13 protein-coding genes and 1 pseudogene are annotated in these 15,945 nt (G+C 63.8%); 4 read left to right on the top strand and 10 right to left on the bottom strand.

Translation table 11 applies throughout. The annotated features are described in order from the left end of the window. Positions 1 to 51 precede the first annotated feature (51 nt). From trbJ to ACOTSS_RS05030, 7 genes are read right to left on the bottom strand one after another with little or no spacing between them, the layout of a single operon-like run. The gene (trbJ, locus tag ACOTSS_RS05060) at positions 52 to 771 is read right to left on the bottom strand and encodes a P-type conjugative transfer protein TrbJ (protein WP_448690440.1); all 720 of its coding nucleotides are present in this window, start codon (positions 769 to 771) and stop codon (positions 52 to 54) included. Beyond that, a complete protein-coding gene (trbE, locus tag ACOTSS_RS05055; RefSeq protein WP_448690439.1) occupies positions 768 to 3,263 on the bottom strand; it encodes a conjugal transfer protein TrbE in 2,496 nt (831 codons plus the stop codon). Before trbE ends, trbJ begins: the two co-directional genes overlap by 4 nt. Further along, positions 3,257 to 3,529 carry a VirB3 family type IV secretion system protein gene (locus ACOTSS_RS05050; RefSeq protein WP_448690438.1) on the bottom strand — a complete coding sequence of 91 codons (273 nt, stop codon included), beginning with the start codon at positions 3,527 to 3,529 and terminating at the stop codon, positions 3,257 to 3,259. The genes trbE and ACOTSS_RS05050 overlap by 7 nt, the downstream gene beginning before the upstream one ends. Further along, entirely contained in the window at positions 3,526 to 3,894 is a 369-nt protein-coding gene (locus tag ACOTSS_RS05045; RefSeq protein WP_448690437.1) for a TrbC/VirB2 family protein, read from the bottom strand. Before ACOTSS_RS05045 ends, ACOTSS_RS05050 begins: the two co-directional genes overlap by 4 nt. A gap of 1 nt (position 3,895) precedes the next feature. Next, entirely contained in the window at positions 3,896 to 4,897 is a 1,002-nt protein-coding gene (trbB, locus tag ACOTSS_RS05040) for a P-type conjugative transfer ATPase TrbB (RefSeq protein ID WP_448690436.1), read from the bottom strand. After that, on the bottom strand, positions 4,894 to 5,295 hold the full coding sequence (locus ACOTSS_RS05035) for a CopG family transcriptional regulator (RefSeq protein ID WP_448690435.1): 402 nt from the start codon (positions 5,293 to 5,295) through the stop codon (positions 4,894 to 4,896). Before ACOTSS_RS05035 ends, trbB begins: the two co-directional genes overlap by 4 nt. Positions 5,296 to 5,321: 26 nt before the next feature. Further along, on the bottom strand, positions 5,322 to 7,352 hold the full coding sequence (locus ACOTSS_RS05030; RefSeq protein WP_448690434.1) for a conjugal transfer protein TraG: 2,031 nt from the start codon (positions 7,350 to 7,352) through the stop codon (positions 5,322 to 5,324). 223 nt (positions 7,353 to 7,575) lie between these two features. Here ACOTSS_RS05030 and ACOTSS_RS05025 point away from each other — a divergent pair, with 223 nt between their 5' ends. Next, positions 7,576 to 7,740 carry a DUF6771 family protein gene (locus ACOTSS_RS05025; RefSeq protein WP_448690433.1) on the top strand — a complete coding sequence of 55 codons (165 nt, stop codon included), beginning with the start codon at positions 7,576 to 7,578 and terminating at the stop codon, positions 7,738 to 7,740. Between the two features lie 137 nt (positions 7,741 to 7,877). Here the strand turns inward: ACOTSS_RS05025 and ACOTSS_RS05020 are convergent, their stop codons facing one another. Further along, positions 7,878 to 8,132 carry a hypothetical protein gene (locus ACOTSS_RS05020; protein ID WP_448690432.1) on the bottom strand — a complete coding sequence of 85 codons (255 nt, stop codon included), beginning with the start codon at positions 8,130 to 8,132 and terminating at the stop codon, positions 7,878 to 7,880. Positions 8,133 to 9,112: 980 nt separating this feature from the next. Between ACOTSS_RS05020 and ACOTSS_RS05015 the strand changes: the two genes are divergently transcribed. Continuing rightward, complete coding sequence (locus tag ACOTSS_RS05015) at positions 9,113 to 11,770, top strand: WD40/YVTN/BNR-like repeat-containing protein (RefSeq protein ID WP_448690431.1); 2,658 nt, start codon at positions 9,113 to 9,115, stop codon at positions 11,768 to 11,770. Positions 11,771 to 11,904: 134 nt separating this feature from the next. On the opposite strand, the gene ACOTSS_RS05010 is transcribed toward ACOTSS_RS05015, so the two are convergent. Together ACOTSS_RS05010 and ACOTSS_RS05005 are read right to left on the bottom strand one after the other, a co-directional pair. Continuing rightward, on the bottom strand, positions 11,905 to 13,518 hold the full coding sequence (locus tag ACOTSS_RS05010; protein ID WP_448691290.1) for a CRTAC1 family protein: 1,614 nt from the start codon (positions 13,516 to 13,518) through the stop codon (positions 11,905 to 11,907). Between the two features lie 12 nt (positions 13,519 to 13,530). Then, positions 13,531 to 13,809: pseudogene (locus ACOTSS_RS05005) on the bottom strand (hypothetical protein); the annotation flags it as partial. A 100-nt stretch (positions 13,810 to 13,909) separates the two neighbouring features. On the opposite strand from ACOTSS_RS05005, the gene ACOTSS_RS05000 reads away from it, so the two are divergent. Then, complete coding sequence (locus ACOTSS_RS05000; RefSeq protein WP_448690430.1) at positions 13,910 to 14,758, top strand: SMP-30/gluconolactonase/LRE family protein; 849 nt, start codon at positions 13,910 to 13,912, stop codon at positions 14,756 to 14,758. A gap of 98 nt (positions 14,759 to 14,856) precedes the next feature. Next, on the top strand, positions 14,857 to 15,945 hold the full coding sequence (locus ACOTSS_RS04995) for a mandelate racemase/muconate lactonizing enzyme family protein (RefSeq protein WP_448690429.1): 1,089 nt from the start codon (positions 14,857 to 14,859) through the stop codon (positions 15,943 to 15,945).

Genomic DNA, 15,945 nt, shown 5'->3' with positions numbered 1-15,945 from the left:
GCTTTCGGGTTGGGGAGCGTTGTGACCCGTCCTGCCCCAATCAGTTTGACGTCAGCGCGGCGGCGTCCATGCCTTGCCGTCGCCGAGGAAACGGCGCGCGGATTCGCGAGCCTCGCGCTCGATCTGGCCGCGGCGCGCGCGCTCGAGCGTCTGTTCGCGGAACTGCGCGGCCATCAGCTGCTGGATCTGGAATTGCTGCTTGGCCGCAATCGCGAGCAGCTGGTTGGTCGCCTGAGCCGCCTGCAGGCCGCCCTCGGCCCCCTGGCTCTTCTCGACGATCGCCTTCAGCGCCTCGGCATCCTCGCGGACATTGCCGACGATCCCGCTCTGCACCCCCATCGCCTGGCGAAACGCCGCCATCTCGGCCTCAAGCCGCTGCTTCGCCGCGGCGATACGGCCATCGCGCCGCGCAAGATGTTCGAAGCTGGCCGGAAAGGCGGCGCGAAACTGCTCGTCGAGACGGTCGAGGCGAAAGTCGATGCCCTGCGCCTGCCCCATCAGCCGGTCGATTTCCTGCAGTCGCTGCTGAAGCGCCGACATTTGCGGGAAGTCGATCTTCTTGAGATGCATTTGCTGATTGGCGAGGCTCTGCGCTTCGTTCTGCAGCGACTGGATCTGCTGGTTGATCTGCTGCAGCGTCCGCGCTGCCGTCAGTAGATTCTGCGAATAGTTGGCGCTGTCGAAAACCGGTACGGCGTAGACAGGCGTCACCGCAACGAGAGCCGTGGGCGCGAGCGTTGCCGCCAGCAACATCGTGACAAACTTCTTCATGCTTCTTCTCCTTCGGAAAACAGGTCTTCGGGCGATGAGGGGCCGGCAAAGCCGGCGAGCAGCTCGGCGGCCCAGCCAAGGCCGGCGCCGCGGAGAAAACGCGCGGCGAAATCCGCCTCGCCATGCTCGACGAGCAGCGCGCCGATCCGCTTCTGCGTGTCGGGATCGGATGCGCCACACAGCGCATGCGCGACCGGACCGAGGCCAAGCTCGAACAGCCGGTTGCCGCGCGACGACTGGAGATAATAATGCCGCTTTGGCGTTGCTCGCGCGACGAGCTCGATCTGCCGCCTATTGAGGCCGAACCGCGTGTAAGCCGCCTCGGACTGCGGTTCGACGGCGCGGTCGTTGGGCAGTATTATCCGCTGTGGACAGCTTTCGATGATCGCCGGCGCGATCGCGCTTTCGGAGATGTCGGCGAGGCTCTGCGTCGCGAAGACGACCGCGACATTCTTTTTTCGCAGCACCTTCAGCCATTCGCGTATGCGCGCCGCGAAGAGCGGATGATCGAGAAAGACCCAGGCCTCGTCGAGGATCAGCAGCGTCGGCCGCCCGGTGAAACGCTCTTCCAAGCGGTGGAAGAGATAGGTCAGCACCGGCGCGACGACGCCCCCCTGCCCCATCAGATCTTCGGTCTCGAAACATTGAACATCGGCGACCGCCAGATTTTCCTCGCCGGCATCGAGCAGTCGTCCGTACGGGCCCTCCAGCGTGTATGGCGCGAGCGCCATGCGCAGCGGCGCCGATTGAAGCAGCAAGGCGAGCCCCGTGAGCGTTCGCTCTTCGACCGGCGCGGTAGCGAGGCTGCCGAGCGCCGACCAGAGCGCCTCCTTGACGTCGGGGGTGACGGCGACTTTCTCGTGAGCCAGCAGCGCGGCAATCCATTCGGCCGCCCACGCGCGCTCGTCGGCGCGATCGATCGCGCGCAGCGGATGAAACGCGAGGCAGGTGCCTCCTCCGCGCGCCGGCGCGACGTCATTCCCATCGCCTCCTCCAAGGCCGAGCGAATGATGCGCGCCGCCCATCGCGAGAACCGCAGCGCGCGCGGAGAAGCCTTTGTCGAAGATATAGACCTGCGCGCCTTGGTAGCGGCGGAACTGCAGCGCCAGAAGCGCGAGCAGGACCGACTTGCCGGCGCCGGTCGGCCCCACGATCATCATGTGCCCGACATCGCCGACATGGGTCGAAAGCCGGAACGGCGTGGAACCGCTGGTTTCGGCAAACAGCAAGGGCGGCCCGCCGAGATGCGCGTTGCGGGCAGGTCCGGCCCATACCGACGACAGCGGCATCAGATGCGCGAGATTGAGCGTGTGGACCAGCGGCTGGCGGACATTGGCATAGACCTGCGCCGGGAGCGACCCAAGCCATGCCTCGACCGCGTTCACGCTTTCGCGGATAGAGGTGAAGCCAAGGCCATTGACGATCCGCTCGACGCCGCGGACCTTCTCCTCCACCCGGGCGCGGTCTTTATCCCAGACCGTGATCGTCACGGTGAGATGGCCGAATGCGACATGGTCGCCGCCGAGCGCCTGAAGCGCCAGATCGGCGTCGACCATCTTGTTGTCGGCGTCGCTGTCGAGCAGCTGCGCGGGCTGATTGTACATGACTTCGCGCAGGAGGGCCGAGATCGACTTGCGCTTGTTGAACCACTGCCGGCGCAGTTTCGTCAGCGCCTTGACGGCCTCGACCTTGTCGAGGGCGATAAACCGCGTCACCCAACGATAGGAAAAGCCCTCGTGATTGAGCGCGTCGAGGATGCCCGGACGGCTGCTGTTCGGAAACCCGAGGATGGTGAGCGTGCGCAGGTGAAGCGGCCCGAGCATCGGCTCGAGGCCGCCAACGAGCGGCGTGTCGGCGAGCAGGCCGTCGAGATAGATCGGGGTCTCGGGCACCGCTACCTCGTGCCGGCGCGCCGAGATGGTCTCATGAAGATAGGTCAGCGTTTCCCTGTCATCGAGAGCGCGCACCTCGGGCATGAACCCCGCGAAGAGATCGAGGACCCGGTCGGTTTCGGCAACGTAGGCAGCGAGCGCCTGCCGCCAGTCGCGGCCTTTTTTCCGGTCACCGCGCTCGACGAGCGCGCGGCCCGCGCGGTCGGCCTGGTCGGGCTCGGCGAGGAATGTGAGCGTCAGATAATAGCGGCTCTCGAAATGCGCCTCCGCGCTTTCGAAGCCCGCACGCCGCTCCTGATCGACCAGCCAGGATGCGGGATCAGGAAAGCGGCTTTCCGGGTAGCCAAGAGCCTCGCGGCGCTCGGCCTCGATGTGCAGAGCCCAACCCGACCCGAAGCGCTTCAGGACATTGTTGGCCCGGGCCGAGACCGAGACGAGCTCGGCCTCGGTCGCCGATTCCAAGTCGGGTCCGCGGAACGCGAGCACGCGGCTGAAGCTGCCGTCCTTGTTCAGCAGGATGCCGGGAGCGACGAGCGCCGCCCATGGCAGATGATCGGCGAGGCGGTCCGCCCGGCGGCGATATTCGTGAAGCATCAGCATGACAGATGCCCCCGCTGGCGGAGGTGCCGGAGAAGCACCGGCGCAAAATCGGGATCGCGCTTTGCCGCCATGACGGCGGCGGTGTGTCCGAGCGCCCAGATGGCAAGACCTGCGATCCATTGCTGGAGCCCCAGACCGAGCGCCGCGGCGAGCGTACCGTTGAGGATCGCGATCGCGCGCGGCGCGCCGCCGAGCAGGATCGGCTCGGCGAGCGAGCGGTGCATGGGCGCCTCGAAGCCCTCTATATGCTGTCCGGCGCTCGTCATGCGATGAGCGCCCCGCCGCCGAAGCTGAAGAAGGAGAGGAAAAAGCTCGACGCGGCGAAGGCGATCGAGAGACCGAAGACGATCTGGATCAGCCGGCGGAAGCCGCCCGAGGTTTCGCCGAAAGCCAGCGTGAGGCCCGTCGTGATGATGATGATCACCGCGATGATCTTCGCGACCGGTCCCTGCACCGATTCCAGAACCTGCTGAAGCGGCTCTTCCCATGGCATGCCCGACCCTGCCGCTTGTGCGATCCCGCCGAGGCCGAACACCAGGCCGAGACCGGCGCCGATTGCGGCAAACTTCAGAAGCTCGGGAAAGCGAGAGCGAGCTTTCCCGAGCAGCGGCGTGATGGCAGTCAGGCTCATTTCATTCTCCTTCGGAAGTTGGCGGGGGAACAAGGTCGTCGACGCCGTAGCCGCCGTCCGGGTCGAGCCCGGCGACGCGCGCGACGGTCTCGATGCGCCGCGCGAGGCCGCGCCCCGAGATGAAGACGATGAGGTCGACCGCCTCGGCAATGAGGCGCCGCGGGACGGTCACGACGGCTTCCTGGATCAGCTGTTCGAGCCGGTAGAGCGCGGCCACGGCGCTGTTGGCGTGGATCGTCGCGATGCCGCCAGGATGCCCGGTGTTCCAGGCCTTGAGCATGTCGAGCGCCTCGCGCCCGCGCACTTCGCCGACGATAATCCGGTCAGGCCGCAGCCGCAGCGTCGAGCGCACAAGATCCGCCATGGTGACCATTGCTGTGCCGCCCGCGCCGACGACGCGCGTGCGGAGGGCCACCACGTCCGCGGCGGCACATTGGAGTTCGCGCGTGTCCTCGATCAGGATCACCCGCTCGTCGAGGTCGCCCATCTCGGCGAGCAGCGCGTTGGCGAGCGTCGTCTTGCCCGAGGATGTGCCGCCGACGACGAGAATATTCTTCCGCTCGACAACCGCCATGGCGAGCGTTCTTGCCATATCGGCGGACATGATGCCGTCCTTCACATAGTCGAGCAGCGTATGGATTTTCGCGGCGGGCTTGCGGATCGAGAAGCAGGGCGCGGTGGCAACCGGCGGCAACACGCCTTCGAAGCGTTCGCCAGCCCCTTGCCCGTGCGGCGGCAGCTCGGCCGAGACGATCGGCGACGCGGCGTGCGCCTCGGCGCGCGCATGGCTCGCGACCAGACGGATGATCCGCTCGACCTGCGCGGGCTCGAACCGGAAGCCGGTATCCCAGCGGCCGCGCCCGAGCCGATCGAGCCAGAGGCGACCGTCGGGGTTGATCATGATCTCGATGACTTCGGCGTCGGCGAGCGCGGCGGCGATCGTCGGCCCCATGGCCGTGCGCAGCATCGCGCGGCTCCGGGCGGCGGACAGGCTTTCGCTCATCTCCGCTCTCCCGAGCCAGAGCGCGCGGGACCGAGCGTACGCGTGCCGCTCGCCAACGCTTCGCCAACGCGCGCGACAAAGGTGTTGAACCGGTCGCGGCCGACTGCGCGCGCCGCGTCATCGCCCTCGGCGAGCGGGGCCTGTACGGTCAGCTGGTAACGTATGAAGAGGGCAAGGCTTTCGAGCAGAACCTGGCCGTCGCGTTCGACCCGCCCGATCGCCAGCGACATACGGTCGAGCCGCGCGCTGAACCTGGTCTCGAGTTCGGACACAGCCTGCCGGTTGAGCCAGGCGGTCAGCGCATCGGCGAGGATCGCCGACTTTGCGGCACCCGGCGCGGCGGCGAGCGCCTCGAACCGCTGGCTCAGCTCTTCGGGCAGGAACAGCTGGTAGCGCACCTTGTTTTCCTTGCGGCGGCCCATGGTCAGAAACTCGGCAGGGTGTCGTCACCCTCGGCCTGGTTGATCGCGTGGGCACGCTGAACGTCACTGTGGGGTCCGCGCGAGCGATCCATCGCGCGCTTGTCGGCCAAGGGGTCTACATCGTCTTGCTCGAGGCCGAGCAGGTCGAGCTGTTTCGCGGGTTCGGCTCGCGACAGCGGCTCGCCCGAAAGATCGGGGCTGCGCTGCTGCTGAAGTCCGCCATCGTCTCCCGAACCTTCTTCGGCCGCAGCGGCCTCGAGCCGCGCATCGGTTCGGCGCGCCAGGCTGCCCCAGTCGTTCGGACGCGGTGTCGGACGATCGGGATAGGCCTCGCCCCCGGGGCCGGGCGGCGGCAAGAGGCGCGACTTGAAGTGCGGATCCTCATAATAGCGCAGTTTCTTTGCGCGGATCGGCGCCATGCCCGAGACGAGGACGAGTTCGTCCTTGGGATCGAGCTGCATGACCTCGCCCTGCGTCAGTAGCGGGCGCGCGGTTTCCTGGCGGCTGACCATCACATGCGCGAGCCATGGCGCAAGGCGGTGACCGGCATAGTTGCGCATCGCGCGCTGTTCGGTCGCGACACCGAGCGCGTCGGAGATGCGGCGAGCGGTTCGCTCGTCGTTGGTCGCAAAGGCGACGCGGACGTGGCAGTTGTCGAGAATGCTATGGTGTTCGCCATAGGCGTTCTCGATCTGATTGAGGCTCTGGGCGATGAGGAAGGCGCGCACGCCGTAGCCGGCCATGAAGGCTAGGCTCGTCTCGAAGAAATCGAGCCGCCCGAGCGCCGGGAACTCGTCGAGCATCATCAGCAGCTGATGGCGCCGGATGCTCGATCCACGATCGTCGAGTTTCTCGGTGAGCCGGCGGCCAATCTGGTTGAGGATGAGGCGGACAAGAGGTTTGGTCCGGCTGATGTCCGACGGCGGGATGACGAGGTAGAGCGATACAGGATTTGCGCCATCGACCAGGTCGGCGATGCGCCAGTCGCAGCGCGACGTCACGGCGGCGACGGTCGGATCGCGATAGAGACCGAGGAACGACATGGCGGTCGAGAGCACGCCCGAGCGTTCGTTCTCGCTCTTGTTGAGGAGCTCGCGCGCCGCCGACGCGACCACCGGATGGACCATCGGTTCCTCGACGCTGCCCAGATGGTTGGTAGCCATCATGCGCCGCAAGGTCGCGGTAAACGGCCGCTGCGGATCGGAGAGGAAGGTCGCGACGCGCGCGAGCGTCTTTTCCTCTTCGGCATAAAGGACGTGCAGTATGGCGCCGACGAGAAGGCTGTGGCTCGTTTTTTCCCAGTGGCTCCGGCGTTCGAGCGCCCCTTCCGGATCGACAAGAATGTCGGCGATATTCTGAACGTCGCGAACTTCATGGATCCCGCGGCGCACTTCGATCAGCGGATTATATTTGGCGGAGGCCATGTCGGTCGGGTTGAACATCAGCGCATTGCTGAACCTGGCGCGCCAACCTGCGGTCAGCTGCCAGTTCTCGCCCTTGATGTCGTGGATGACGGCGCTTCCCGTCCAGCTGAGAAGTGTCGGCACAACGAGGCCGACGCCTTTGCCCGACCGCGTCGGCGCGAACGCCATGACATGTTCGGGACCGTCGTGGCGAAGATAGCGCGCGCCGTGGCGGCCCAGAAAGACACCGGCGTCGCGTGTCAGACCGGCGCGCGTTATCTCGCCATCGGTTGCCCACCGCGCCGAACCATAGGTCGTGACATGGCGCGACTGCCGCGCCCGCCAAAGCGATCCGGCGATCGCGCTGGCGCATCCGAGAAATCCGCTCGTGGCGGCGATGGTGCCTGCAGTGTCGAATATTTCGGGCGCATAGGCCTCGAAATGATACCACCAGGGGAAAAGCGCCCAGGGTTTGTAGACGGGGGTCTCGAACAGAGTGAACCATGCCGGGCCGAGTTCGGGCTGATAGCCAAGCGCGAACGCGCAATATTGCGTCGCTCCCCAGACACCGAGGATCACAATCAGGAAGACAATGAAAATCTGGCCGAGCAGCAATCGGGTGGGAGACATGAATGACACTCCGGGAAGGACGGGATCGCCCTGACCTGGAAATCATCGCATCGGAGCGTTCCCCGCCGACAGGGTCGCTACGGGGTCGCGCGAGGGTTGCGCGGGGGTCGCTTCAGTCCCCCGCTTCTTTTGACGCATATTTCAACCTGCGAACGCAGCTGGAAGAGCGGCCGAGTCGCGGAAGCTCGGTTGCGAAGAGCGACCACGTGCGCCATAGACCCCCATGACCAGCGACCTTGCCAGCACCGTTCTCCACGTGATTGAACGTGCTCCACAGTGGATGCGACGCGATCTGGAAGCCAAGGACGCCGTCGTGCGCACGCAGGCTGAGGAAGCGCTAGCGGCGATGATCGCGGACGCGCTAGAAAAGCAGGACGTCGCCGACTGATAAACGACGGGGCCGTCTCGATCGCGCGACCAGAAACGGTTGAGCCCAAGCGAGGTGCCGGAGGCCCGCACGCGCTATTTATCAACTGATGGTGTGTTCAACCGGACGTACCGCTGGACCTGGCGGATTGTAGATCGTCAGCTTCCTGAAGCATCAACCCGTAACGCCGACATTCCGGGAAGCGACCTGTCGGCGGATGCCTTGATTACCCACAAATGCGGTGCTGCGATCGACATTTCAGCAACCAGCCTGTCGGCTTCCCACAATTCGAGATCGGCATTGCCGGCGCGCAATTCAGCGAGATGAAGGGCATGATCGCGGTCGATGGCTTCGATCGCGCAGCGTTCCTCGGGCCGCGCCATATGCCGGATTACAAGAACAAAGTGGTCCATGCGAACCTCCTAGCCTGCGAAAAGTCAGCCAACGATTCGCCATTGCGCGACGCCGCAGAAATTATAGGGAAGGGCGAAGTCGGCTCAAGCCCGACACGCATAATTTACGAGAATCTCACGCGGCGCCGGGTGGGTAGTTGCTACGATGGCGGCTAGCGCCGCATATGGCATATTAGACCGACTAGCGATGGCCGAGTTCGGACAGGCAGCTTCCAGACTAGTGTGGGTAAAAGCGGACAAGCCGGAGGCGCGGCGCTGTTGAGAAGAACCTCCGGAATGCGATTGGACGGAAATGCCAAATCGGCCGGCGGCGCATCGCCGTCCCCACGATCAGCAGCTAGCTGATTCCTAACCAGCGGGGGCGGAAGGGTGGGCAGTTGATTTACGGCTTAGCCGACACTTGACCGATAGAGCCCTCAAGACCGGACAAAGATGGTCGGTCTCCCGGCTTCTCATGCGCCACCTACGCACCAGCCAGAGGCGCGAGCTTCGTAAATGGTCGGCTAAAAGCTCGTCAGTCGTCGGCGACCACCGCGAGCGTCGCCGTAGACCAACCTTTTGAGAGCAGGCCAGTCGGCAAATCGCGAAAGACGATCAAAAGACGACCAGACGCCGGCGCACCTCCGTTTCGTGGACCGCCAGCACGGTGGCGGCCGACATTATAGGCGCATCGTCGACGCAACGGCCAATTGGGCAGACGTCGCAACCCCCGCAAGCAAGTAGGTTGGCCCAGCCGAGCGCGCTCGGACTGGCTTTTAGCTCGGAAGGGTCATGGACAAGGACTTCGCAGCGATCAAATTTGTTGACAATCAACATTTGACATCTTCACTGCCTTCATAGAATCGTCGTCTTGAACGGACAGCGGGATCTTTCAGAAAGACAGGAAGTAACGACGTTGGTCTCCCTTCGGCGTCACACCGAAATTGGACAGATGGGGCATTGATATGGCAACTCGAAGGGAGTTCCTTGGAACTGTAAGCATGACTGCCGTCGCGCTCGTGACAACGGGTTACACCGTCGGAGCCCCTGCCCGCGGGGCGCAGCGAAATGGGTACTTCGAACGACTGCGCGCCGTTCGTGTCGCCTCTGATCCGAGTGTCGTCTGGTATCCCGTCGGGCCGGGGATGGCGGGGTATAACGAAGCCTTATGGGCGCATCCCGGCGACTCCCAGACGATTTTGATCGGTCCGGACATGCACATATCCTACGGAAGCTGGGACGGCGGAAAAACGTGGAATAGCCTGAAGGACTTTGACGGCACCGGAGACGAAATGAAGCGCGTGGTCGATGTCGACTTCTCGCGGCAAAATCCGGACTTCGGTTTGGCCATCGACTGGAACGGCTGGCTGTACCGCACGTCGGACCGCGGGCGGCGATGGACGAAGATGAGGGAACTGTCGCGAAGCTGGCGATATCTGGGCATCGATCCCTATGATCCGGATGCCTTCGCCAAGGGCTGGTACGATGAACAACTCGGGACGCGGCTTTCTCAACTGACGGTCGACCCGACCGACGATAGAATTTGGTATATCGGTGCGGGCAATTTCTGGGACGTTAAGAACAATCATCGGTCGCTCGCACAGCCCCACGGAAAGGTCGAACGCTATGCCGACTATGGCTATCTGCTCAAATCCGTAAATAGCGGCCGTGACTGGGAGAAGATAACCGCAGGCTTGCCCGCAAATCTCGACGTGGGCCGGATCATCGTCAATCCGCTGTCCCCAAAGCAGCTGGCGATGGCGACCAGTCACGGACTGTTTCTGAGCGACGATGCCGGTCTGCATTGGCACATGGCTGGCAAGGCACTGCCGAATAATCTGCCCCGCGACATGACGATACATCATGATCCTCTGAATGGGCAGGTTCGGCTCTTCCTCATCGATCAGACAGCCTACGTGCCTTCGGGACAGACAACTGCGGTTCGCGGCGGTGTGTTCACAAGCGACGATTTCGGGAAGAGCTGGCACGATATCGGCGGCAATCTCTCCTTTGATCTCTCGCGGCTCGACAGCCCGCTCGAAGTGGAGCGCTATTATCAGACCGTTGGGCAATGGCTTGGCCTCTCGGCGGCCGATGCGCGTTCTGCCTATCCGGAACTGCCCGCCGCGACATTGCCGGTTTTCAATCGGATCGCCGTAAACCCCCTCAATCGGGATGAGATATATCTCGCGCTAAACAAAAAACATGATCGCACCTTCGGTCCGGGGGAGCTCTGGCGGACACTCGACGGCGGCAGAAACTGGCAGTCGGTCCTTCGCTATGGAACCTATTGGAAGTCGGCCAAGAACGGGGACTATTGGCGCAGTCGAAACAATCCCACGGCGCCGAACGTCGAATTCGCGCACTTGCGGCACGAACTCGACAAGCAGCCCGAACTCTCGGGTAACCGCTTACTCGAAATCGGAGCCGACGGGACCTTGTTCGTCAGCGTTGACCAGCAGACCCATAAATCAACGAACAAGGGCGAAAGCTGGCAACAAATCGACGACATCGAGGTCGATGGGGCGCGAAGCCGCTGGATCGGGCGGGGCAACAGCGACCTTCCCGGCCGACTCATGCTGCTCGATACGGGCGTCCCCGGCCGCCGGCTGTTCGCGAGCGGCGAGCATGGTATCTGGCAGACGGCCGTCGCTTCGGATCGGCTCGATCCCGAGGCCGTCGTCGTCGAGCAGATCGAAGGTCAAGTGCATGAGGAGGGCATGCTGTCGATCGCAACCATGGCGGTGCATCCCAAGGATCCGGCAACGATCTACGCGCTGTCTTGGCGCCAACGACATGTAGGCAAAGTGCGGCGCACGACCGACGGCGGGCGGACGTGGGAGAATATCGGTACGTTGCTCGTCGCTGGGCGCGACGCGCGAGACGACGCTTCCGATTTCGGCAAGGGTCCACCGGGAATGTTGCCGGAACAGAACTCGCTGACGATCGATCCGGTGTTGCCCGAAAACATGTATGTCCTCGTCACAAAGAATGCGTTCACCGAGATATATCGGTCGAACATCCGCACTCCGTCCGTCGGCGGCTACGGTTTCATGCGGTCGCGCGACGGCGGACGCAGTTGGGAGATCAGCAATGCCGGCTTGCACGACGGTGCGAGCCTGCGGCGACTGGTGCTGGATCCTCGCGACCCCTCGATCCTCTACGCCGCAGCAAACGATGCGAATGGGGGCCTGTTTCGATCCACCGACAGGGGCTCGAACTGGGAGCGGATGGCGATTCCTGCCGTTATTCGTAGTGTCAACAGCGTGTCGCTCGACCGCGCGACAGGAGCGATCTACATCGCGACCGGCTCACCATATGATGGGTCGATCGGGGAAGGCGGCGGTTGGCGCAGCGCCGATGGAGGCGTCAGTTGGGAGCGGTTGTTCGAGGCGCCACTGGTGACGCAACTTGAAGCCTCGCCACTCGATCCCGACCTGCTTTTGCTTACCGTCTACCGCGAGCTCAGGCCAGATCCCGCCTTCGTCAATCCGGGATTATATCTGTCGCGCGACGGAGGCAGGAGTTGGGCAAAGATCAATACCAACCTCAACAGCCACGAAAAATTGATCGACGCAAAACCCGATCCCTTTGACAAACGGCTGCTTTGGGCATCGGGCTGGGGATCCGGCTGGAATGTAGGGGTCATCACCGATTGACGGCCCGACGCAAGCCCCGGGTGACTTTAACCAGGCGTCGATCTGCAGCTCTAGGAAACGCTCACTGCCGGTCGGGTCCGGAGCAACCCCCATCCATCGATCGCGAACACTCCCCAATCTCCAAGGCTTTGGCTTCATTTTGCCGAAGATCCGGACTTTCCGACCGTCAGGATCTGGTTGGCGCCTACGTCGTTCAACGTCGCGCGTGCCCCGTCGCGCCAGGTGACTTCGACTCGAATCGCGCGGGCTTGATCGCCAAGCCCAAAGTGAAGCTGGTCGATCAGGCTTTGGGAATGGACCTCCCCCGACGATCCGACGCGGCGGACCTGCATGCCGAGCGGCCCAGCGATGCGGACAACCGCGCCATGCGGATCGGTACCCCGTGGAGAGTCGCCGACTTGCACGGCCAACCAGTTGGCGGGCGTCACGGTGCGATTCGCGTACAGGTGCCACGCGCCGAGATCGTCATCGCCGCTCAGAATATCGAGCCGTCCATCGCGATTGAAATCGGCCGCGGCGCCCATGTCGCCATGGCTGTTGGCGCCAACCTCGCTCGTCGCACCGGAAAGCGTGGCAGGCCCGAAACCGGCGCGCCCACCATTCAGGAGCAACGTATCCGCGATGCGTTTCCGCAAGCCCCCGAAATGGTACAGGAAGAAATCCGACCGCGTATCATTGTCGAAATCGCCCGCGACAACGCCCCAATTGTTGCGCCGCGAGGGTTCGGGCAGCGTCGCGGAAATGTCCGTGAATTGCGTGCCGTCGTTGCGGAGCAGAATGTCGGCCACGTCTAGGTCCTGCGGTTCCCAATCGGGCACAACCGAGGAAAGGCCGTCGACCGAGGCCCGCACATCCCACGCAAGATCGCCGGACAGATTCCATTCGAGACGCCAGCGTCCGTCGCCGAGATAACCGATATACCAGCCGTCGCGGTCGCGGTCCGCGGGCAATCCGCGCGCCTCCTCGGGATCGACTGCGAACGGCGCCACGGGCGTATCGGCGCGGCGCGCTGCAGCGCCGATATAGATTGGAAGAACCACGTCGGGAACGCGGCGCCAATGCCAAAAGTCGCGCAGGGTGACCGGCCCGCTCGCCGTAAAGGTGACGCCGTCGCGCCCCTTGTTCCCGGCGTCCCTTATATCGAGCCGTCCTGCCGCAGCGTCGAAGTCGAGCGCATTGTCGGCGATCTCGTAATAGACTTTCCCGCGCGCGAGATAGAGGTCGAAATCGCCGTCATTGTCGATATCGGCTTCGCTCGCCGCCGTGACATAGGGGAGATCGACCAGATTCTCGCCCAGACGCTCCCGAGTGACATCGCGGAAGCGAAACTCCCCCTGATTTTCAAGCAGCGTCATAGGGCTGAAAAGAAGCAGGTCCGGCCGGCGGTCGCCATTGATGTCCGTGACCAGCACGCGCTCCGCCTCGATCGCTTCCAGCCCGACATTAGCGCGATAGCGAAAAGTGCCCCCGACATTCTCGAAAACAAGGTTACGCGGGCCGGACTCGCCGGGCAGCTGCCGCGCATTGACGGCAAGGATGTCGAGATCGCCGTCGCCGTCGATATCGATCCAGCGCACCGATCGTCCCCTGGCGCCATAGCCCGAAATGCCGGCTTCGGCCGAAACGTCCGAGTAGCGGCGCCCGTCAAGGCGCAACAAAATCGGCGGGCGCGGCTGCTTGCCGTTGCCGCCACCGACCGCGACGAGCAGATCGAGGTCGCCATCGCCATCATAGTCGCCGGCGGCCATCCCGTGAACGTCGCGATAGATGTCGGGGAAGGATCCTGCGACGAAACTGCCGTCGCTCTTGCCCCAATATAGCTGGGCGGGTTCTTCGTCGTGATTGCCGAGAACAAGATCGAGGACCCCGTCGCGATCGAGATCGGCGACAACGGGGCCGCCATATTTCCAGCCGGCCGAGGATAGGATGCCCGCCTTCGCGCTTACATCCTCAAAATCGACCGGCTTCGCGTTCGCCGAAAACGCGCCGGCCTCGGCGATTGCCAAGCCAAGCAGGAAAATCCGGGACTTCAGGGGCATCTGCACATCCTCTCCAGAGCTGTCGAGAAAGTGACAGTCAATTGTTGATTGTCAACAATAAATATTCCCTGTAACGGAGGTGGCCGGAAAGGAGGGAAGAATGAATCTGTATGACGAGCGCGTCTGCCAACTCGGCGAATCTCCGCTCTGGCATCCGGAGCGCGGCCAACTCTTCTGGACCGATATCCTCGCCAACCGCCTTCTTGCGCGCAAAGGGAAGATGGCATCGAGCTGGACCTTCGACGCGCCCGTCTCCGCGATCGGCATCATCGACGAAAGGAGATTGGTCGCCGCCGACTCCTGCGAGATTTTTACATTCGATATCGAAACGGGTCGCCGCGGCCAGCTGCACCTGCTTGAGGCGGAAATCCAAACCAACCGCAGCAATGACGGTCGCGTCGATCCATGGGGCGGATTCTGGATCGGAACGATGGAACTCGAAGGTGCGCCAGGGCGCGGCTCGATCTATCGCTGGTATGCCGGCGAGCTGCGCGCGATCGTAAATGGTCTCGCCATTCCCAATGGGCTGTGTTTCGACCAACGACGGGGCTTTGGCTATTATACCGATACCCTGACTCACAAATTGTTCCGGCTCCCGCTCGGCGCCGACGGCTGGCCGATCGACGAGGCATCGGTGTTCGTCGATCTCGGCAAGGATGGGGGCCTCATCGACGGCGCGGTCACCGACCGCGACGGCAATATTCATCTTGCTCTCTGGGACCGCGGCGAAGTCATGACATTCGATCCGGGTGGCCGGAAAATCGATACGCTCGACGTCGGTGTGCCCCAGGCCACATGCCCCATGTTCGGAAACGCCGATTTTCGATCGCTGTTCGTCACGACAGCAAGCGTGGGCATCGCTGCGGCCCACCCCGGGGCGGGGAAGCTCTATCGGGTCGATTCCAGATTTCAGGGGATGCCCGAACCGCGTCTGCGGCTTTCGCAATGAAGAAGGACGCTACCCATTCGATACCCCTCGGCAGTCGCCCCTCCGCACGGGCAGATTGGGCGAACGACGTCGGCAGCAACGGAAGTCCGACCGATGGCGTGGCAATTGTAGCGGTTGAGGTTGATCTTTATCGTATACCGCTGGCGGAGACGCTCAGCGATGCGGGGCACGGTCTTCACACCCATTTCGAGATCGTCACCTGCCGCATCGTCTGCGCCGACGGCTACGAGGGCACCGGCTATACCTATACAGGCGGACGCGGCGGCAGCGCCATTCGCGCGCTCCTCGCCGACGAGATCGCTCCCCTCCTGATCGGTGCCGACGCCGACGATATCGACGGCCTTTGGACCCGCATGCGCGCGTGGCTCCACTATCTCGGTCTCGGCGGCGTTGCGGCCTTCGCCGTCGCCGCCGCCGATATCGCCCTCTGGGATCTTCGCGGTATTCGTCTCGGCAAGCCGCTGTGCGAGCTCGCGGGCGGCCATGCCGACCAGGTCGCCTGCTACCGCGGCCTCATCGATCTCGGCTATTCCGACGACCAGCTCCTCGACCGCGTCGCTGCCGAACTCGCCGCAGGCCATCGCGGCATCAAGCTCAAGGTCGGACGCCCCGACATCGCCACCGACGTCCGCCGCGTCCGCGCCGTCCGCCGCCTCATCGGCAGCGAGCGAAGCCTCATGGCCGACGCCAACTATTCCTGGGACGCCGACAGCGCCATCGCCTTCGCCCGCGCCGTCGACGACGCCGGGCTTGCCTGGTTCGAAGAGCCCGTCCCCCACGACGATCATGCCGCCTACGCCAAGGTCGCCGCCGCAACCGCCATCCCCCTCGCCTCCGGCGAAAACCTGCGCACCCTCGCCGAGTTCCGCGACGTCGCAAGCCACGGATCGGTCGCCTTCCTCCAGCCCGACGCATCCAACATCGGCGGCATCACAGGATGGCTAGAGGTCGCCAGCCTCGCACGCCAGCACAACCTCCCCATCGCCTCCCACGGAATGCACGAACTCCATGTCTCGCTCATGGCCGCACAGCCCAACGCCGCCATGCTCGAAATCCACTCCTTCCCAATCGACCAATACACAACAAACCCCCTCCACATCCAGAACGGCACCGCTCTCGCACCGCAAAACCCCGGAAACGGCGTCGCCTTCGATCACAACCTCATCCGTCCCCACCTAATCGCATAA

Source organism: Sphingopyxis sp. NJF-3, assembly GCF_053514865.1.
The sequence above is the reverse complement of the archived record's forward strand: the minus strand, read 5'-3'. Positions and strand labels throughout refer to the sequence as shown.